The organism is Afifella sp. JA880, from assembly GCF_025379905.1.
Taxonomy (GTDB): Bacteria; Pseudomonadota; Alphaproteobacteria; order Rhizobiales; family Afifellaceae; genus Afifella; species Afifella aestuarii.
Window position 1 is genome coordinate 1,006,779 of sequence record NZ_JAOANH010000001.1, and the last position, 18,059, is coordinate 1,024,837.

The window sequence follows — 18,059 nt, forward strand, 5'->3', positions numbered from 1 at the left end:
GGCCGGATGGTTAAGCCCGCATTGCAAGCTGTCCATGCGGTCGTGTGTAGCGGTGGCCGATTGTCCACACTTCACAGATTCTCTGCCTCCGGATCGGTGCGCAGGCTGGGAAGATAGTCCTCCTCCGAGACGCCGCTCTCGCGCAGACGCTCCGCCGCCTCGTCGGCTTCGCGCTGGCGCGCCCACATATCGGCATAAACGCCGCCGCGCTCCATGAGTTCGATATGTGTGCCGCGCTCCACCACTTCGCCCGCCTTCAGCACCAGGATCTGATCGGCCGAGACCACGGTCGAGAGGCGGTGCGCGATGACCAAAGTCGTGCGGTTCTGCGAGACGCGGTCGAGCGCCGTCTGGATATCCTGCTCGGTTGCCGTATCGAGCGCCGAGGTCGCCTCGTCGAGAATGAGGATCGGCGGTCCTTTCAGGATGGTGCGGGCGATCGCCACACGCTGTTTTTCACCGCCCGAGAGCTTCAGCCCGCGCTCGCCGACAGGCGTGTCGTATCCTTCGGGCAGGCTCTCGATGAAGCCCGCAATCTGCGCCATGCGCGCGGCGTCCTTCACCTCGTCGCGGCTAGCGTCGTAACGCCCGTAGCGGATGTTGTAGCCGATCGTGTCGTTGAACAGTACGGTATCCTGCGGGACCATGCCGATCGCGGCGCGCACACTGTCCTGCTCGACGTCGCGCAGATCCTGCCCGTCGATCGTGATGCGGCCGCCGGTGACATCGTAGAAACGGAAGAGAAGCCGCGAGATCGTCGATTTGCCGGCGCCTGAGGGCCCGACGATCGCGAGCGTGCCGCCCGCCGGCACTTCGAAACTGACATTCTTCAGGATCGGGCGTTCCGGGTCGTAGGCGAAAGACACGTGCTCGAAGGCGATCGCGCCCTCTTCCACACGAAGAGCCGGCGCATCTTTCTTGTCACGGATCTCCGGATCGACGTCGAGCAGCTGGAACATCGCTTCGATGTCGACGAGACCCTGCTTGATCTCGCGATAGACGAAACCAATGAAGTTGAGCGGCACGGAAAGCTGCATCAACAACGCGTTGATCATGACGAAATCGCCGACCGTCTGCGTGCCCGCCATGACAGCTCGCGCCGACAAGATCATGGAAACCGCCATGCCGATCGAAAAGATCACCGTCTGACCGAAATTGAGCCAGGCGAGCGACGTCCAGGTCTTGGTCGCAGCCATTTCATAGCGGCTCATGGCACCGTCGAAACGCTCCGTCTCCATGGCTTCGTTGCCGAAATATTTGACGGTCTCGAAGTTGAGAAGCGAATCGATCGCCTTGGAATTGGCGTCCGTGTCGGAATCATTCATCTCGCGGCGAATGGAGATGCGCCAGTCGCTCGCACGCACCGTGAAGAGCACATAGGCCCACAGGGTCACGGCGATGATTGCCACATAGACCCAGGAGAAATTGTACCAGATCACGGCGGCCGTCAGCGCGAACTCGATCACCGTCGGAACGGAGTTCAGGATCGTGAAGCGCACGATCGTCTCGATGCCTTTGGTGCCGCGCTCGATCACCCGAGACAGGCCGCCGGTGCGACGCGCCAGATGGAAGCGCAGCGAGAGCTGATGCAGATGCCGGAAGGTCTTCCAGGCGAGCTGACGGACGGCATGCTGGCCGACACGCGCAAACAAGGCATCGCGCATCTGGTTGAAGGCGACCGTCAGGATACGACCGAAATTGTAGGCGACGACGAGCATCACCGGCGCCACCAGAAAAGCCGGCAGATAGGCGGGCCCGCCGCCTTCGCCGGCCAGCGCATCCGTCACCCATTTGAAGGCATAGGGCACGAGGACGGTGATGACCTTGGCGGCAAGCAGCGCCAGCACCGCCCACAGCACCCGCTTCTTCAGATCGGGGCGGTCCGCCGGCCACATATAGGGCCAGAGATTGCGCAGGGTGTGAAAGGTATGGCCGCGAGCAGCCGAAATGCGCGGCTGGCCGGCTGGCGTATTGGCGTCGGACATCTTGTGATCGGGTTGGGCCACTGCCGATTGGCGGGCGGCGTTCGTTCTGAGGACGGCTCATATAGGCCGGAAGATCGCGAGGTCCAACAAGGATCCCCGCGTTTACGAGCGGTTGCACCGCGGGAACGAACGGCGCGCCGACCTCGCCCTCACCAAAGACTAGCCCGCGCCGTCTGCCTCTCCGTCCCAGCTCTTGTCACGCGTCGGCAGGGTGAAAACCTGGCCAGGATAGATGAGGTCGGGGTTGCGGATTTGATCCTGGTTCGCCGCATAGATCGTCGTGTAGCGAATGCCCTGCCCGTAATTGCGGCGCGACAAGGTCCACAGATTGTCGCCTCGGCGGATGATGATGGAGCGCGGCGCGGCAAGTTCGCCGTCCACGGCAACCGATCCGCCGCTCGCGGTTCCGGCCACTGGAACCAAAGCCCCATCTTCGAGCGTCCGGGTGAACTCCACTTCGGAGCGCGCCGTCACATCGGCGCCGGACGAGGCCAGCTGATCGGCGCGCACGGCGACCTCGTCTTCGGCCAGTTCTTTCGGCGACTGCACAACCCAGCGGCCGCCTTCATTGACCTGCGTCTCAGCGAGCGGCGCATTGTCGACATAGACACGCACCGTGGTGCCGGGCTCGCCGGCCCCGGCGACATACATCGTGCCGGAATCGGTTTCGACTGCCTCGACCGCAAGCTCCTGCTGGCCGGCGCCCGCAGCATCGGCGCCCTCTTGCGCGATAGGCGGCGCCTCAGCGGGTGCGCCCTGCTCGTCACGCCCGTGGTCTTTTGGAGCGCCCGCATCTCCTGTCTCTGATGACCCGCGCGCCACAGGATTGTCGGTCCCGTCCAAAGCGACGGACGCGATTTGCTCGTCTCCATCGGGCGCTTCGCCACCAGCCGTCTGGCGGGGCGCTACAAGCACCTCGCTCGCCCGGCCGGGCGCCTCGGCGACGACCAGAACATCGCCCTCCGGCGTCTCGGGCACCACGATCGCAACGCGCTCTTCCGCCTCTTCGGTGGATCCGCCCTCTTCCTGTGTCACGCGGAGGCTGAGATCATGGCTGCCGGGGGCGAGCGGCCGTTCCGGAACGGCAACAAAGGAGCCTGCGGCATTGGCTTTCGCAGAGGCGACGACCTTGCCGTTGGAAAGAATTTCGACATGTGCATTCGGATGGGCGCGGCCGGCGATCACCGCTTCACCCGTCGGCTCGACACGCACCACATCGAAGCCGATGCCGTCTTGCGTCTCTGAGGCTTTGTCAGAGAGGGTTCCGGTCAAACCGAGCGGCGAAACCGCTGAGGAAGTTGAGGGAGACGTGGCCTCCCCTTCGCCGGTCGATGCGACGGCACTTTCCTTGTCCGCCTTGTCGCCCGGAGGATTTTGGAGTTCTGCACCTTCGTTGGTGTCCTGCCGGGCCACGTCTGTCGTCTGCCCCGCCTCGCGTGGGAGCGAGCCTTCAAGCGATTGATGCACGAACAAGGCCCCAGCGCCGAGTGCGATGAGGCCTGCGAGCACGGCAGCAAGGACAATATGCGGTGACGGCATGGCGACGTTCCCGGCTTCGCACAAAAGCACAGCCGCCCCCACGGCGCACTTTGGCGAAGTTTATCCTTACGGAGGAAAGCTATGGTCAACAAGACGTTGCCGGCCCTTCTACGAGAAGAAGCCGATCACATACCTGTCTGACGCGTGATCACGTGCATCCTTAAATTCAGTTGCCAAGCTAATGGCCTTGCCGGAAACGCAAACCGCGCGCGATGCGCTTGACGGTTTCCTCCGGCGGTGCAAAGCGGGACATATGAGCAAACTTGAAAATGTCTGCGTTTATTGCGGCTCGGCCCCCGGCCGCGAACCTTCCCATGCGGAGGCCGCACGCGCCTTCGGGCGTATCCTGGCGGAAGAGAACATCCGCCTCGTCTACGGGGGCGGCTCGGTCGGGCTAATGGGCACGCTTGCCCGCTCGGTCCTCGATTGCGGAGGCGCCGTCACCGGCATCATTCCGCAGTTCTTGGAGGAACGTGAACAGCTTTTTGCCGACGTCACCGAACTCATCCTCACGACGGATATGCACGAGCGCAAGCGCACCATGTTCGAGCGCGCCGACGCCTTCGTCGCACTGCCGGGCGGAATCGGGACGCTCGAAGAGGTCGTCGAAATGATGACCTGGGCGCAGCTCGGCCAGCATCACAAGCCCGTCCTCGTGGCCAATCTCGGCGGTTTCTGGCAGCCGCTCATCAACCTTCTCGACCATATGCGCGGTGAAGGCTTCATCCGGGAAACCTCCGACATCCGCTTCCTGGAGGCAGAGAGCGTCGAGGACATTCTGCCAAGCCTGCGCGCGGCGCTCGCCGGCGAGGCGGAAAACGGCGACCGGCAGGCCGCTCATGCAGAGACCGTGCGCCGGATGTGACTGCGCACGGTCTCGCCGCGTCTCATCCTCGAATCACCCGTCCCGGCCGAATTCCTCCGGCGGGCGGCGCGGCCTTGTCGTGACGAGAAGCGCCAGCCAGCTCAGCCCGGCGATCAGGAGGACGATCTCGAAGACGACGATGCTGATGCCGAGATTGGTGCTCGTATCGCCCAAGACGAGGAGCGGATCGAGCAGCATCATCACCGCGCCAAGAACGATAAGACCGCCGACAAAGAGCCAGAAAAGAGCCCTTCGCCAGCGACCACGAAGATCACGGCTGCGTATGTCAGCCATTGCACGCTCCTCCAGAAGACTTTTCCATGTCTTGGAAAACGTCGGCAGGCATGTGCCCGGTTCCCTCATGCGAGGACGTTTTCATTAGCCGCCACAGAGCGTTACGCCATGCGCAGAAAACCGCCTCGCAAATACGAAGTGCCGCTCCTATGTAATCGCCGCGACTTTCTGGAGATTTCGATGCGCGCCTTTTTCGTCTTCCTGTTCGCTCTCACTCTGACGGCCCCGACCTTCAGTGCCGCCAACGCTGAGGAGCCGGATCTCATTTTCCGGAAGTCGACCGTCTTCAAACTTTTGACGCCCGATCATACGCTTGCGACCTACGGCATCGACGACCCCGCCGTGGAGGGCGTGGCCTGCCATTACACCGTGCCGGAAAAGGGCGGCATCGGCGGTCTCTTCAATGTCGTGGAAGAGCTCTCCGACGTGTCACTCGCCTGCCGGCAGGTGGGACCGATCACGTTCAAAGAGAAATTCGAGCAGGGCGATGAAGTGTTTCGCCAGCGCCGCTCGCTGATCTTCAAGAAGATGCGCATCGTCCGCGGCTGCGACGCCAAGCGCAATGTGCTCGTCTATCTCGTCTATTCCGACAAGATCGTCGAAGGTTCGCCGAAGAACTCCACTTCAACCGTGCCGATCATGCCCTGGGGAAATTCCCCGGCACCGAAATGCGGCGACTGGCTGGAAGATTGAGGCTCCCTCAAACCAGCTCCCCAATATCTTATGAAACTCGGCGCTGCGCGAACATCTCGATTGCGCGCTCAGCGCTGCAGCGAGCTGATCAGAACGATGCCGACGGCCCCGCCGAAACGGTCGGGCTTCGAAGGCATATCCTGTGCCGTCACCACGGATGCCGAGATCAGGCCGAAACAGGCGAGTGAGAAAAGAATGCGCGTCATCGTTGCCTCCAGCGTTGAAGCCAGAGGTACCAGGGCGGCTTTGAACCCGGCCTGATCCGGCCGTTCAGCCACTATTCAGATCGATGAAACGTTTCTGACCGCACCCGCTCTTTTCGCGGTCCCGCTCGGATCGCCGCCGCCACCAGGATGGCGAGCGTCACTGCATTGAAGACGTGCCAGAAATAATGCGTGCCGATCGGCAGCGTCGTGCAGATCGGCTCATCGGTCATGCGCAGGCACAGCGACAGGGCGAAGATGCCGGCCGCGGCGAGGATCAGGCGCGCCGCCGGGTGCCCCTCACGCCAGAGGAGGCCGCCGACGCCGAGCATGGCCAGAAGCGCCGGCGCATAGCCGGCTGAGCCACCGAACAAGGGCCGCAGAAGCGGCTCGACCGCGAAGGAGAACGCGACAAAGGCGAGAAGCGCCACGATCGTCCGCAGCCAGGAAAGCCCGAAAAAGCGGCGGAGAGCGAGACCGAAATAAACATAGATGAAGATCGAGATCGGAACGACATCGGCCATCACCGACCAGCGATTGGCGAAGGTGTGGAATAAAAAAGAGCCGATGCCGATGGTCGCACCGAGCGCGATCAGGAAGAGCGCGGCACGATCCTCACCGCCGGCGCGTTGCCAGCGGCGATAAGCCCAGAAGGCCGCGATCAGAAAGGCGATGTTGGAGACCGCATTGAGCGGCTCCGCCCAAAAGCTCGGGTCGGTGCGCTCGCAATAGATGTCGATCGGCTCGGTCCAGTTCATGGCGCGAAGCTAGTCGGTTCGCGCCGGACGCGAAACGGGGTTGGCATCACCTTAAGCCTTCCACACCTCCACTCTTGACCAAAACGCACGCCTCCGCGATAAGCGCAGCCATGAACGGCGACCGCGCGCTCTTTAGCGCCATCTGCATCTGCGGGATTATTATCGACTAGCGACAATCGCTGGTCAGGCCGTTCTCGTCTGAAAATTCCGCCACGAGCAACGCCCGGCCAGCCGGACGGGATACTCATGGCTGAACACGACATGGCTGACGGCGACAAGCTCAACCAAGACAGCGCCTTCCGCGGCCTCAAGCTGCACAATACGCTGACGCGCAGGAAAGAGGATTTCTATCCTCTCGATCCCGACAATGTGCGCCTCTATGTCTGCGGGCCGACGGTCTACGACTTCGCCCATATCGGCAATGGACGGCCGCTTCTCGTCTTCGACGTCTTGTTCCGGCTCCTGCGCCATCTCTATGGCGCCGACCACGTCACCTATGTGCGCAACATCACCGATGTCGACGACAAGATCATCGCGCGCGCTGCGGCCGAATACGGCGAGCTTCCCTTGAACGAGGCGATCCGCAAGGTGACGGAGGTCACCGAGCGCCAGTATCACGAAGACGCGGCTGCTCTTGGCGCCATGCCGCCGACGCATGAGCCGCGGGCAACGGAAAACATCGAAGAAATGAAGACGATGATCGACGAGCTCATCGCCAAAGGCCACGCTTATGTGGCCGAGGATCATGTTCTCTTCGACGTCTCCTCGATGCCCGATTATGGCGCCTTGTCGAACCGGCGTCTCGACGAGATGCGGGCCGGTGCCCGCGTCGAGGTGGAAGCCTATAAGCGCGACCCGATGGATTTCGTTTTGTGGAAGCCGTCGGACGAAGGCGAACCCGCCTGGCCCTCCCCCGGCGGTGTCGAGCGGCCCGGGCGCCCCGGCTGGCACATCGAGTGCTCGGCCATGTCGGCGCGCTATCTCGGCACGACCTTCGACATCCATGGCGGCGGGCTCGACCTCATCTTCCCGCATCATGAGAACGAGATCGCGCAATCGCGCTGCGCCCATGGCAGCTCGGCTATGGCGCGCTACTGGATGCACAACGGCTATCTGCAGGTGGAAGGCGAGAAGATGTCGAAATCGCTCGGCAACTTCATCACCATCCGCGACGCCGTCAGCGAATGGCCGGGCGAGGCGATCCGGCTCGCGATGCTGACGACGCATTACCGCGCGCCGCTCGACTTCACCCATGACAAGCTCTCCGCGGCAAAGCGCACGCTCGACCGCTGGTACGGGTATCTGGGCGACATCGAGGCCTATTCCGGCGGCGCCAATGCGCTCCTCGATGGCGAGGGCTCCGTCGGCGCCGCTCTCCAAGACGACCTCAACACGCCGGAGGCGATCGCTCTCCTCCACCGCATCGGCGAGGGGGTCGCCGACGATCACGAGGGTGAGGAGAAGGCGCGCTTCAAGGCAGCGCTCAATCTTCTCGGGCTCGGTCAGCTCAGCGAAACAGAATGGAAGAGCTGGCGGCCGAAGGCGATGGCGCTCGGTGAAGACGAGATCGAAGAGCGGATCGCCGCACGCGCAGCCGCGAGAGCCGCCAAGAACTGGGCGAAAGCCGACGAAATCCGCGACGAACTCGCTGCCAAAGGCATCCAGCTCAAGGATCAGCGCGATCCTGCAAGCGGCGAACTCGTGACCAGCTGGGAGATCAAGCGATGAACGATCCGCGCGGGCTCAGAACACTCTATCCGCCGATCACGCCTTACGCGTCGGGCACTCTCGATGTCGGCGACGGGCATTCCGTCTACTGGGAGATCTCCGGCAATCCCGAGGGCAAGCCGGCCGTGTTTTTGCATGGCGGGCCAGGCGGAGGCTGCTCGCCGGCGCATCGGCGCCTCTTCGACCCGGAACGTTACCGCGTTCTTCTCTTCGATCAGCGCGGCTGCGGCCGCTCGCGTCCCCATGCCGAGCTTGAAGCCAACACGACCTGGCATCTCGTGGAGGATATCGAGCGCTTGCGCGCCGTGATGGGCGTGGAAGAGTGGCTTGTCTTCGGCGGCTCCTGGGGGTCGACGCTCGCGCTCGCCTATGCGGAGACGCATCCCGAACGGGTCACCGAACTCGTGCTGCGCGGCATCTTCACCATGCGCAAAAGCGAAATCGACTGGTACTACCAGAAGGGCGCATCGCTGATCTTTCCCGATCGCTGGGAGAAATTCGTTGCGCCCATTCCGGAAGACGAGCGTGACGACTTCGTCGCCGCCTATCGCCGCCGGCTGACGCATGAAGATCGTGCCGTGCGGGTCGAAGCGGCGCGGGCCTGGAGTGTTTGGGAAGGCTCCACGGTCACGCTCCTGCCGGACGAAGCCGGCATTTCGCGCCACGACCAGGCCGATTACGCGCTCGCCTTTTCGCGCATCGAGAACCATTATTTCAGCCATCTCGGCTGGTTCGAGGAAGGCCAGCTGATCCGGGATGCGCACAAGCTCAAGGATATTCCGGGCGTCATCGTGCAGGGCCGCTACGACATGGCCTGCCCCGTGCAGACCGCGTGGGAACTGCATCGCGCCTGGCCGGAAGCGGATTTGAAGATCGTCGAAGGAGCCGGCCACGCTTTTTCAGAGCCTGGCATCCTTCACCATCTCGTCGAAGCGAACGATCGCTTTGCAGGAAAGCTCAGGTGATGAGCAACTTCGCCACAAGGGAGGCAGAGAGATGCGCGAAGACACGATGAGCGGCGGCTGCCAGTGCGGCAAGGTGCGTTTTCGCGTGACGGGACCGCTCGGGGCCGGCTCAATCTGCCATTGCCGCATGTGCCAGAGGGCCTTCGGCGCCTTCTATGCGCCACTCGTGGCCGTGAAGCCCGACACGCTTGAATGGACGCGCGGGACGCCGGCCCATTTTCAAAGCTCCAATCATGTGCGGCGCGGCTTCTGCAAGGATTGCGGGACGCCCCTCACCTACGAGGCCCCGGATGGCATCGCGCTCGCCATCGGCGCTTTCGACGAGCCGGCGAAAATTCCGCCCAAAGTGCAGTTCGGCGTCGAGGCGAAGCTTCCCTTCGTCGATCATCTTGCCGGCCTTCCCGGCCATCGCACCGAAAACGATCCCGAAGCCCCGGCCTTTCTCGCCGACATCGTTTCCTATCAACACCCCGATCACGACACGACCAGCTGGCCCCCAAAAGGAGGCGCGCACCAATGACCAGAGAACGGCTCTACCTTTTCGACACGACACTCCGGGACGGCCAGCAGACGCCGGGCATTGATTTTTCCCTTGAGGAAAAGGCGGCCGTCGCGGCCATGCTCGATCGGCTCGGCGTCGATTATGTCGAGGGCGGTTACCCGGGCGCCAACCCGGCCGATACGGAGTTTTTCCAGCGCCGGCGGACGCATCGTGCGGTCTTCACCGCCTTCGGCATGACCAAGCGCGCCGGCCGGTCGGTCGACAACGATCCCGGCATGCAGGCTCTCTTACAGGCGGATTCCGCAGCCATCTGCTTCGTCGCCAAGAGCTGGGACTATCATGTGCGTGTCGCGCTCGGCGCCACCAATGAGGAAAACCTCCAAGGCATCCGCGAAAGCATCGCCGCGGCGAAAGCCGCCGGACGCGAGGCAATGCTCGATTGCGAGCATTTCTTCGACGGCTTTAAGGCGAACCGCGACTACGCGCTCGCCTGCGCCAAGACGGCGCTTGAGGCCGGGGCTCGCTGGATCGTGCTGTGCGACACCAATGGCGGCACACTGCCTGACGAAATCTCGGAGATCGTCCGGGACGTGACCTCGGTGGTGCCTGGCGACCGCCTTGGCATCCATGCGCACAACGACACCGGCAATGCGGTGGCGAATTCGCTGGCGGCCGTCGATGCAGGCGTGCGGCAGATCCAGGGCACCTTGAACGGTGTCGGCGAGCGCTGCGGCAATGCGAGCCTCACCACCTTGATCCCGACCCTGATGCTGAAGCCCGCCTATCACGAGCGCTTTGAGATCGGGGTGACGCGCGAGGAGCTTGCAACGTTGACCGACGTATCGCACGCCTTCGACGAAATCCTGAACCGGACGCCCGACCGGCAGGCGCCTTATGTCGGCGCGTCGGCCTTCGCGACCAAAGCGGGCATCCATGCCTCTGCGATCGTCAAGGAGCCGGAGACCTACGAACATGTGAAGCCGGAAGAGATCGGCAATCGGCGCCGCATGCTGGTCTCCGATCAGGCAGGTCGCTCGAACCTTCTTGCCGAACTCGCCCGGTTCGGCCTCGAGGTCGATCGCAAAGATCCGCGCCTCGACGGTCTCCTCGCCGACATCAAGGCACGCGAGGCGGCGGGCTACGCCTATGAGGCGGCCGATGCCTCGCTGGAGCTTCTCGCCCGCCGGCGTCTCGGCCACGTGCCGGACTTCTTCGAGGTTGAAGGTTTCCGGGTCGATGTGGAGCGGCGCTACAACGCCGTCGGCGATCTCGTCACCGTGTCGGAAGCCGTCGTCAAGGTGAAGGTCAACGGCGAGCGGCGCATGTCGGTGGAGGAAGGCAACGGCCCCGTCAACGCACTTGATCGGGCGCTTCGCAAGGATCTCGGCGATCTTTCCTCGGCGATCGAGGATCTCGAACTCGTCGACTTCAAGGTGCGTATCCTCAATGGCGGCACGGAGGCCGTGACCCGGGTTCTCATCGAAAGCCGAGACGGGGAAGGCAATCGCTGGTTCACCGTCGGCGTCTCGCCCAACATCATCGACGCCTCTTTCGAGGCGCTTCTCGACGCCGTGGTCTTCAAGCTCGTGAAGACGATGCCGGAAATGCAGGCGGCTGCGGAATAACGAGCGCCGGCGCGGCGGGCATGCCGCCGCGCCACGCATTCTCCCCTATGATCAAGGCGTTGCTGGAGCCGGACCCGGCATCACCAGATGCAACATCATGGTGATGGGCGAGGCCGCTCCCATGACGATCGCCGTGGCAAGGCACAACAGGATCCAGACCAGGATCAGCCAGTGCTGCTTGAGCTTCATCCGGCGCGCCGACAGCCAAATGGTGAAATTGCCGATCACGCCGACGAGCGTGACGAGATAGGCGAAGAAGAGCTGCAGCCCCGGCCCGGCGAAATCGCCATAAAGGCCCGCGAGGATCGCAAGCGCCGGTACGATCAGAAGATTGAGGATCAGAAAGCCGCGCCACAACTGGGCGGCATTCGCAAACAGTGGCGGTCGCTCGCCTGTTTCGCTCATATCCGCTTCACCTCCTGTTCGATTGCCCCGAAGCACGACTGGCCGTGCGCATCCACCATCTCGATATGGACCACATCCCCGCCCGTCAGAAACCGCGTATCGGGATGGCCATAATCGACGGTCTCCATCATGCGCATCTCGGCGATGCAGGCATAGCCGTTGCCGCCCCAGGAAATCGGCCGGCCTGGTCCTCGCGCGGGATCGCCGTTCGACACCGCGCCCGCACTGATCAAGGAGCCGGCCGGAAGGCGCCGCGTGCAGGCTGCGTGGGCGATGATCTGTCCATAATCGAAAGCCATATCGAGGGCCGGATTGAGGTCGCCGAACCGGCGCGTGTTGATGGTGACGAGAAGCCTGCCGGCCAGCTTGCCCCCCTGCCATTGGCGGCCGAATTCATCGGGGGTAACGGCGATCGGCGCAAAGCTCGCCGCCGGCTTCGATTTGAAGAAGCCAAAGCCTTTGGCAATCTCGCTGGGCACGAGATGGCGCAGGGTGATGCAATTGACGAGGGCGATCAGCTTGATGTGGCGGAGAGCTTCCGAGGCGCTCACCCCCATCGGCACATCGTCGGTGATGACGGCAAGGCTCGCCTCGAAATCGAGGCCGAAGCCGCCGTCGAGTTCCAGCGCCTCTTCCGGCAACATAATCGGTTCGCGCGGCGCCAGAAAACGGCTGGATGCGCCCTCCGAGATCAAGGGATCGACCCAGAAGCTTGCCGGCATGTCCTCCCCGCGGCCCCCATGCATGAGTTCGAGGTGGCGCGTATAGACGGAGGCCTCGGCCCATTGATAGGCGCGCGGCAGCGGCGCAAGGCAGTTCGCCGCCACTAAAGGCCGGCCCTCGATCTGGCCAATATCGAGCCTGACGGCGAGCGCCCGCAATTGCGGCTCCGCCTCCTGCCAGCGCTCGAAAGCTTCCTGCATCGTCCCGGCGATGCCACCAGCAGGCGTGTAGCGGCGGTTGTCGGCGGAGACCACGACAAGGCTTCCATCCCGGCTGCCGTCGTTGAGCGTGGCGAGCCTCATCGCGCGCTATCCCCCGTCTCTGCGCCAAGTCGGATACCGAGGTCATCGCCGCGCAAGGTCAACGCTCGCGCCGCAACCGTTTCGCCCACATGGTAGTCCTCACCCCGCGATCTCACTCGGCATGCCGGCCACCCGTTCTCGCCGTCTTTTCCTTCCGGAGTCGGCGCGAACAGGCCTTTCCCGCATCTTATCCAGGCCATTCACGCGCAGTTCAGGTGACGTCTGCTAAGTTTGGCCAATCTTTGAGAATTATAAAGTCCCCAGGTAGGTCGGAGACAGGCATTGCGAAAAGCAGCCAGTTTGATCACGGCGTCTTTTGCCGCCGCGGTTCTCATCGCCGCGACGCAACCTGCCGCTGCGCTCACCTGCGAGGGCCTCGAAGCGGAGCTTGCGCGGCTGGAAAGCCAGGCGGCCACACCCGATCCGCGCGCACAGGAATACCGAGAGGCCTGGCAGGAGCAGGCGGCCGTTCTGCAACAGGCCGAAGACCGGGCGGCGGCGGCCGGCTGCCTCGGGGGAGGATTTCCCTTCGCGCAAGGCCCGGCATCACGCCAATGCGCCGATATGATCGGCCAGATTCAGCGGATGCGCGCCAATCTCGACAGGCTCGAGGCGCTTTCCATGCGCTATGACCGGCCGCAGGATCTGCGCAGGGCCGACCGCGTGCGCGAGCTTCTCGTCCGGCGCGGTTGCGGCATTGAACCCTTCATGGCGCGGGAGCCTGTCTATCCAGAGCCCGCGCCGGGCATCCCCGAGCCGACCTTCGCTCCGTCTTTCGGGGGCAGCTACCGCACATTGTGTGTGCGCCGCTGCGACGGCTATTATTTCCCGATCAGCTTCGCCACGACGGCCGAGCGTTTCGCTCAAGATGAAGCTGCCTGCCAGTCCATGTGTCCGGGCGGCGAGGCGGAGCTCTATTATCAGCCAAGCGGCGACGACAATCCGGCCAATATGATGTCCTTGTCGGGCGAGCCGTACGCGGCCCTGCCCAATGCGTTCGAGTATCGCAAGGAAGTGAGCGCCGCCTGTTCGTGCCGAAACGGCGACAGCAATTTCTCCATCATCGCGACGCCACGCCCCGACGCGGAGCCTGGCGCGCAGCCGCAGATGTCGCGGCCCGAGAGCCTGCCGCAGGCGCGCCCGGACGCCCCCGATATCGCGACCTTGCGCGGCCCTTCCAACCCCAACGCGGAAGAGCCATCCGAGGACGGCAGCGACACGCCCACAACGGCAACGGAAGACACCGCGCCCGCAGGACCGGATACGGCGGCGCAGACGCCATCCGAAAACGGCGATACGAAGGGGACGGCTGCGAAGACCACTTCCACACCGGACGAAGACCTCTCCAGCTCAGGCTCCAGCAAGGCCGCAACCGGCAAGAGCGACGAGGCTACGGGGTCTCAGTCCCGGAGCAAGGTGCGCATAGTCGGGCCAGTGTATTGGGGCGGCCCAAAAAAGGAAGGAGTTCTCGTAGCTCCGGTCCAGAAGTAGCGCCCGTCAGCGCGCGGCGAAGCGGCAGGAAAAGGCCCTTGCCGCGCCGGCCGGTCTTCTCTTTCACGGCCTGCGTCCAGGTTCCCCAGGTGGTCTCGTCGAAGGGTTCCTCGGGCAGCAGTTCGGCCGCTTGCCGGAGGAAGTCCGCATCCTCCGGCTCGATCGCCGGCTCGATGGGATCGCGCACGACCCGCCACCAGAAGGCGGCGTCGGCGAGTTTTTCAATATTGCCCTGGACGGCATGCCAGAAGGTTTCACCGCCCTTGACGCCCGCCTCCTCCAGCCGTTCCGAGACAACCTCATAGGGCAGATGCGCAAGGATGCGTGAGTTGAGGTTCTTCAACTCGCCGACGGAGAAGCGCGCCGGCGCGCGGTTCACCTTCGTCGGATCGAAAAGCGCCACGAGCTCGGCAAGGTCGTTCACCGGCTGCACCGACTGGCCTGTGCCGATGAGGCTCGCATAGGCGGCAAGCGCCACCGCTTCGATGCCATCGCGACGGAGCGCCGCCAGAGACAGAGACTCGTAACGCTTGGAAAAGCCCTCGCCCGCCTCCGTCTGCAACAGATTGTGGTGACCGAAGGCCGGCGGCGTCGCCTGAAGCGCCTCGAAAAGCGCAAGCTGCACGCCGGTGTTGGTCACATGGTCGTCGCCGCGCAGGACATGGGTGACGCCCATATCGCGATCATCGACCACAGAAGGCAGCGTATAGAGAAACGTGCCGTCGCCGCGCACGAGCACGGGATCGGACAGAGACGCAAGATCGACGGATTGCGGGCCACGGAAGACGTCTTCCCAGCTCCGCTCGGTGCGCACGGTCGCGAACGGGTCGTCGGAGAAATTCGGCAAAAGAAACCGCCAATGCGGCTGTCTCCCCTCTGCCTCGAATGCTGCCCGCTCTTCGTCGGTCAGCTTCAACGCCCGGCGGTCGTAGACCGGCGGGAGGCCGCGGCCGAGCCGGCGCTTCCTTTGCCGCTCCAGCTCTTCCGGCGTCTCGTAACAGGGATAAAGCAGTCCGGCAGCCTTAAGGCCCTCGGCCGCCTCCTCATACGATGCCAGCCTGAGTGACTGACGCTCGATACGGTTCGGCGAAATCCCGAGCCAGGCGAGATCCTCCTCGATCGCATCGGCGAATTCGCGCGTCGAGCGCGCCTCGTCGGTGTCGTCGAAGCGCAGGATGAACTTTCCGCCCTCTTTCTGAGCGAAGAACCAATTGTAGAGCGCAGTGCGGGCGTTGCCGGCATGAATGCGGCCGGTCGGCGACGGCGCGAAACGAACGATCGGAGAAGCCATGGCGAGGGGACTTAGCTTTTCGCCCGCCAAGGCGCAATCGCGACGAAAGCTGTTCTGATCTGCAAAGGGCGTCGAAGACTATTCCGCATCCTCATAAGAACGCTTCGGCCCTTCGATCGCGAGGCGGTCTTCATCCGTCTCGTCGTCATGTTTCGAACGGCGACGCGCCTCTTTCATGCGTTCGCGGATTTCCAGCATCGCGCGGATCCGCTCGACCCGGTCGATCCTCGATGCCGTCACCTTCATGTCGCCCGACATTTTCGTCTCCTGGTCACGCCGCCCCGGCCCTCGGGCTTGCGGGCGGAGGGGCGATGACGAAGCAAACGACACAGGCTGAAGAGAGATCTGAGCCTGCCGTTGCACTCTAATCGGGGAAGCTTGCGCGAGGCTTGCAGCAACTGCTGCGGGACCGCTACGACCTTGCTTTATCCAACAGCCGTTCTGATTTTGAACGATTCAAGATAGGGTGAGTTGTCACTGCAATCCGAGCATTATCTCGACGATGTTGCTGAGCGAGAGGAGATCAGAGGATGTGGAGCCGTAGCCTATGTCTTGCCGCAGGCCTCCTCGCCGCCACCGCTTCGGCCTCTTTCGCAGATGAATGCACCGATCCGAATGCGCCCTGCCCGGTCGACGAGCGTCTCGACATGGCCGGCATCGACAACCCCGCCGAGGCGCGCGACTTCCTGAGCCATTTGCAGGAGGCGACGCGCTCAGACGATCATGACGCGCTTGCCGTCATGATGCGCTACCCGCTTAATGTCTACGGCCCGGACGGTGCCCAGACCTATGCCGATCGCGACGCGTTTCTCGCCGCCTTCGACGACATCTTCACGCCCGGCGTGCGTTCGGCGATCGAAGAAGCGAGCTACGGCGCGCTCTTCATCCGCGATCAGGGCGCGATGATCGGCAATGGCGAAGTCTGGTTCGACAAGAGCGACGGCAAGATTCTCGTCAAGACGATCAACCAGCCGGATTGACCTGAAGCAAGCCCTCACACCGCATCGCGCCAGCCATTGACGATCGGATACCGCCGGTCGCGGCCGAAGTTCTTGGACGAGATTTTCACGCCGGGCGCCGCCTGCCGTCGTTTGTATTCGGCGATATAAAGAAGCTTCTGCACCCGCTTCACCGTATCGGCCTCGTAGCCCTTTTCGATGAGTTCGGCGGCGCTTTCCTCGCGCTCCACCAGGCCCTGCAGAATGCCGTCGAGGATCTCGTAAGGGGGGAGCGAATCCTGGTCCTTTTGGCCTTCGCGCAACTCCGCCGTCGGGGCCTTGTCGATGATGTTCTCCGGAATGACGACGCCCTCAGGCCCGAGAAGCCCTTCGGGGCGGTTGTCATTGCGCCAGCGCGACAGGCGGTAGACCTCGGTCTTGTAGAGATCCTTGATCGGGTTGAAGCCGCCGTTCATGTCGCCATAGAGGGTCGCATAGCCGACGGACATTTCCGACTTGTTGCCTGTCGTCACGACCATGGAGCCGAACTTGTTGGAGATCGCCATCAACAGCGTCCCGCGGACGCGCGACTGGATGTTTTCTTCCGTCACGTCCGAGGGATGGCCGGCGAAAAGCTCCTCCAGCATCCGGTCGAAGCCCTCGACCGCCTCGGCGATCGGCACGATGTCGTAGCGCACGCCGAGCGCCTCGGCGCATTCCTTGGCGTCCTTGAGGCTCTCCGACGACGTGTAGCGGTAGGGCATCATCACGCAATGCACGCGCTCCGGCCCCAGCGCATCGACGGCAATCGCGGCACAGATCGCAGAATCGATGCCGCCGGAAAGCCCCAGCACCACGCCCGGAAAGCGGTTCTTGGTGACGTAATCCTTGAGCCCCAGAACGGAGGCGCGCCAATCGGCCGTCATCTGGTCCGACAGCCGCGCCATCGGGCCTTCACGGCATGTCCAGCCCGCGTCGCTGCGCTCCCAGACGGTGAGCGCCACTGATTCCTCGAACTGCGGCATCTGAAAAGCGAGCCGACGATCACGCTCGAAGCCGAACGAACCACCATCGAAGACGAGTTCGTCCTGACCGCCGATCTGGTTGAGATAGATCATCGGCAGGCCGGTTTCGACGACGCGCTCCAGCGCCACCTGCATGCGCACGTCCGGCTTGATGCGCTCGTAGGGCGACCCGTTCGGCACGATCAGAAGCTCAGCCCCCGTCTCGGCCAAACATTCCGTCACCTCGTCGGTCCAGATGTCCTCGCAGATCGGCACGCCAAGGCGCACGCCGCGAAAGCCGATGGGGCCGGGCAGCGGGCCCGCATCGAAGACCCGCTTTTCGTCGAAGACGGCGTAATTGGGCAGGTCGACCTTATGGCGCAGACCAATCAATTCGCCGCCATCGGCAAGCGCCACGGAATTATGAAGGTTGCCGTTGTCGCGATAGGGAAGCCCGATGAGAATTCCGGGGCCGCCGTCCGCCGTGGCCGCCACGAGTTCGTCGAGTGCCTCCAGGCAGGCATCCTGGAAGGCCCGGCGAAGCACCAGATCCTCCGGCGGATAGCCGGAGAGGAAGAGCTCGCTGTAGACGATGAGATCGGCACCCGCTTTCGCGGCCTCGCCGTGCGCCTTCAACGCCTTCTTCAGGTTGCCGGAAACGTCACCCACGATCGGATTGAGCTGCGCAAGGGCGATGCGCAGAGTGTCGGTGGTCATGAAGCCCCTCTCCCTCTGACCCGTGTCAGTT

18 protein-coding genes are annotated in these 18,059 nt (G+C 63.5%); 8 read left to right on the top strand and 10 right to left on the bottom strand.

The genetic code is table 11. From position 1 onward, the window contains the following. Positions 1-71: 71 nt before the first annotated feature. Both NYQ83_RS04675 and NYQ83_RS04680 read right to left on the bottom strand, forming a co-directional pair. Complete coding sequence (locus NYQ83_RS04675; protein WP_261212905.1) at positions 72-1,985, bottom strand: ABCB family ABC transporter ATP-binding protein/permease; 1,914 nt, start codon at positions 1,983-1,985, stop codon at positions 72-74. A gap of 159 nt (positions 1,986-2,144) precedes the next feature. After that, on the bottom strand, positions 2,145-3,524 hold the full coding sequence (locus tag NYQ83_RS04680; RefSeq protein WP_261212907.1) for a LysM peptidoglycan-binding domain-containing protein: 1,380 nt from the start codon (positions 3,522-3,524) through the stop codon (positions 2,145-2,147). 253 nt (positions 3,525-3,777) lie between these two features. On the opposite strand from NYQ83_RS04680, the gene NYQ83_RS04685 reads away from it, so the two are divergent. Then, positions 3,778-4,389: a TIGR00730 family Rossman fold protein gene (locus NYQ83_RS04685; RefSeq protein ID WP_261212909.1), complete on the top strand. Its 612-nt coding sequence runs from the start codon at positions 3,778-3,780 to the stop codon at positions 4,387-4,389. A gap of 33 nt (positions 4,390-4,422) precedes the next feature. Here NYQ83_RS04685 and NYQ83_RS04690 read toward each other — a convergent pair whose 3' ends face one another. After that, entirely contained in the window at positions 4,423-4,683 is a 261-nt protein-coding gene (locus NYQ83_RS04690; RefSeq protein ID WP_261212910.1) for a hypothetical protein, read from the bottom strand. A gap of 180 nt (positions 4,684-4,863) precedes the next feature. Between NYQ83_RS04690 and NYQ83_RS04695 the strand changes: the two genes are divergently transcribed. Beyond that, positions 4,864-5,376, top strand: a complete 513-nt coding sequence (locus NYQ83_RS04695; protein WP_261213946.1) for a CreA family protein — start codon at positions 4,864-4,866, stop codon at positions 5,374-5,376. A gap of 68 nt (positions 5,377-5,444) precedes the next feature. Here the strand turns inward: NYQ83_RS04695 and NYQ83_RS04700 are convergent, their stop codons facing one another. Together NYQ83_RS04700 and NYQ83_RS04705 are read right to left on the bottom strand one after the other, a co-directional pair. Next, the gene (locus tag NYQ83_RS04700; RefSeq protein ID WP_164879660.1) at positions 5,445-5,582 is read right to left on the bottom strand and encodes a hypothetical protein; all 138 of its coding nucleotides are present in this window, start codon (positions 5,580-5,582) and stop codon (positions 5,445-5,447) included. Positions 5,583-5,653: 71 nt separating this feature from the next. Next, a complete protein-coding gene (locus tag NYQ83_RS04705; RefSeq protein WP_261212913.1) occupies positions 5,654-6,337 on the bottom strand; it encodes a ceramidase domain-containing protein in 684 nt (227 codons plus the stop codon). A 246-nt stretch (positions 6,338-6,583) separates the two neighbouring features. Here NYQ83_RS04705 and cysS point away from each other — a divergent pair, with 246 nt between their 5' ends. From cysS to cimA, 4 genes are read left to right on the top strand one after another with little or no spacing between them, the layout of a single operon-like run. Then, complete coding sequence (gene cysS / locus NYQ83_RS04710) at positions 6,584-8,065, top strand: cysteine--tRNA ligase (protein WP_261212916.1); 1,482 nt, start codon at positions 6,584-6,586, stop codon at positions 8,063-8,065. Then, a complete protein-coding gene (gene pip / locus NYQ83_RS04715; protein ID WP_128292939.1) occupies positions 8,062-9,030 on the top strand; it encodes a prolyl aminopeptidase in 969 nt (322 codons plus the stop codon). Before cysS ends, pip begins: the two co-directional genes overlap by 4 nt. Positions 9,031-9,061: 31 nt before the next feature. Further along, positions 9,062-9,550 (top strand): GFA family protein, encoded by a 489-nt coding sequence (locus NYQ83_RS04720; RefSeq protein ID WP_261212919.1) that lies wholly within the window; start codon positions 9,062-9,064, stop codon positions 9,548-9,550. Continuing rightward, positions 9,547-11,157: a citramalate synthase gene (gene cimA / locus NYQ83_RS04725; protein ID WP_261212922.1), complete on the top strand. Its 1,611-nt coding sequence runs from the start codon at positions 9,547-9,549 to the stop codon at positions 11,155-11,157. Before NYQ83_RS04720 ends, cimA begins: the two co-directional genes overlap by 4 nt. A gap of 51 nt (positions 11,158-11,208) precedes the next feature. Here the strand turns inward: cimA and NYQ83_RS04730 are convergent, their stop codons facing one another. After that, positions 11,209-11,562, bottom strand: a complete 354-nt coding sequence (locus NYQ83_RS04730; RefSeq protein WP_261212923.1) for a hypothetical protein — start codon at positions 11,560-11,562, stop codon at positions 11,209-11,211. Further along, entirely contained in the window at positions 11,559-12,587 is a 1,029-nt protein-coding gene (locus tag NYQ83_RS04735) for a fumarylacetoacetate hydrolase family protein (RefSeq protein ID WP_261212924.1), read from the bottom strand. Before NYQ83_RS04735 ends, NYQ83_RS04730 begins: the two co-directional genes overlap by 4 nt. A 282-nt stretch (positions 12,588-12,869) precedes the next feature. Between NYQ83_RS04735 and NYQ83_RS04740 the strand changes: the two genes are divergently transcribed. Continuing rightward, positions 12,870-14,078 (top strand): DUF2865 domain-containing protein, encoded by a 1,209-nt coding sequence (locus NYQ83_RS04740; RefSeq protein WP_261212926.1) that lies wholly within the window; start codon positions 12,870-12,872, stop codon positions 14,076-14,078. On the opposite strand, the gene NYQ83_RS04745 is transcribed toward NYQ83_RS04740, so the two are convergent. Together NYQ83_RS04745 and NYQ83_RS04750 are read right to left on the bottom strand one after the other, a co-directional pair. Continuing rightward, complete coding sequence (locus NYQ83_RS04745; RefSeq protein WP_261212929.1) at positions 13,978-15,369, bottom strand: glutamate--tRNA ligase; 1,392 nt, start codon at positions 15,367-15,369, stop codon at positions 13,978-13,980. The two genes, NYQ83_RS04740 and NYQ83_RS04745, sit on opposite strands and share 101 nt — an antisense overlap. A gap of 78 nt (positions 15,370-15,447) precedes the next feature. Beyond that, on the bottom strand, positions 15,448-15,627 hold the full coding sequence (locus tag NYQ83_RS04750) for a hypothetical protein (RefSeq protein ID WP_128292923.1): 180 nt from the start codon (positions 15,625-15,627) through the stop codon (positions 15,448-15,450). A 272-nt stretch (positions 15,628-15,899) separates the two neighbouring features. Between NYQ83_RS04750 and NYQ83_RS04755 the strand changes: the two genes are divergently transcribed. Beyond that, a complete protein-coding gene (locus NYQ83_RS04755) occupies positions 15,900-16,349 on the top strand; it encodes a hypothetical protein (RefSeq protein WP_261212930.1) in 450 nt (149 codons plus the stop codon). Positions 16,350-16,363: 14 nt separating this feature from the next. On the opposite strand, the gene NYQ83_RS04760 is transcribed toward NYQ83_RS04755, so the two are convergent. After that, positions 16,364-18,028 (bottom strand): NAD+ synthase, encoded by a 1,665-nt coding sequence (locus tag NYQ83_RS04760; RefSeq protein WP_261212931.1) that lies wholly within the window; start codon positions 18,026-18,028, stop codon positions 16,364-16,366. Between the last annotated feature and the right edge of the window lie 31 nt (positions 18,029-18,059).

Bases quoted from the DNA above. Each gene is read 5' to 3' on its own strand.
- NYQ83_RS04700 (WP_164879660.1), bottom strand. From the start codon at position 5,582: ATGACGCGCATTCTTTTCTCACTCGCCTGTTTCGGCCTGATCTCGGCA.
- NYQ83_RS04755 (WP_261212930.1), top strand. From the start codon at position 15,900: ATGTGGAGCCGTAGCCTATGTCTTGCCGCAGGCCTCCTCGCCGCCACC.
- NYQ83_RS04750 (WP_128292923.1), bottom strand. From the start codon at position 15,627: ATGTCGGGCGACATGAAGGTGACGGCATCGAGGATCGACCGGGTCGAG.
- NYQ83_RS04690 (WP_261212910.1), bottom strand. From the start codon at position 4,683: ATGGCTGACATACGCAGCCGTGATCTTCGTGGTCGCTGGCGAAGGGCT.
- NYQ83_RS04745 (WP_261212929.1), bottom strand. From the start codon at position 15,369: ATGGCTTCTCCGATCGTTCGTTTCGCGCCGTCGCCGACCGGCCGCATT.
- pip (WP_128292939.1), top strand. From the start codon at position 8,062: ATGAACGATCCGCGCGGGCTCAGAACACTCTATCCGCCGATCACGCCT.
- NYQ83_RS04735 (WP_261212924.1), bottom strand. From the start codon at position 12,587: ATGAGGCTCGCCACGCTCAACGACGGCAGCCGGGATGGAAGCCTTGTC.
- NYQ83_RS04680 (WP_261212907.1), bottom strand. From the start codon at position 3,524: ATGCCGTCACCGCATATTGTCCTTGCTGCCGTGCTCGCAGGCCTCATC.
- NYQ83_RS04675 (WP_261212905.1), bottom strand. From the start codon at position 1,985: ATGTCCGACGCCAATACGCCAGCCGGCCAGCCGCGCATTTCGGCTGCT.
- cysS (WP_261212916.1), top strand. From the start codon at position 6,584: ATGGCTGAACACGACATGGCTGACGGCGACAAGCTCAACCAAGACAGC.
- NYQ83_RS04705 (WP_261212913.1), bottom strand. From the start codon at position 6,337: ATGAACTGGACCGAGCCGATCGACATCTATTGCGAGCGCACCGACCCG.
- NYQ83_RS04760 (WP_261212931.1), bottom strand. From the start codon at position 18,028: ATGACCACCGACACTCTGCGCATCGCCCTTGCGCAGCTCAATCCGATC.
- NYQ83_RS04720 (WP_261212919.1), top strand. From the start codon at position 9,062: ATGCGCGAAGACACGATGAGCGGCGGCTGCCAGTGCGGCAAGGTGCGT.
- NYQ83_RS04695 (WP_261213946.1), top strand. From the start codon at position 4,864: ATGCGCGCCTTTTTCGTCTTCCTGTTCGCTCTCACTCTGACGGCCCCG.
- NYQ83_RS04685 (WP_261212909.1), top strand. From the start codon at position 3,778: ATGAGCAAACTTGAAAATGTCTGCGTTTATTGCGGCTCGGCCCCCGGC.
- NYQ83_RS04730 (WP_261212923.1), bottom strand. From the start codon at position 11,562: ATGAGCGAAACAGGCGAGCGACCGCCACTGTTTGCGAATGCCGCCCAG.
- cimA (WP_261212922.1), top strand. From the start codon at position 9,547: ATGACCAGAGAACGGCTCTACCTTTTCGACACGACACTCCGGGACGGC.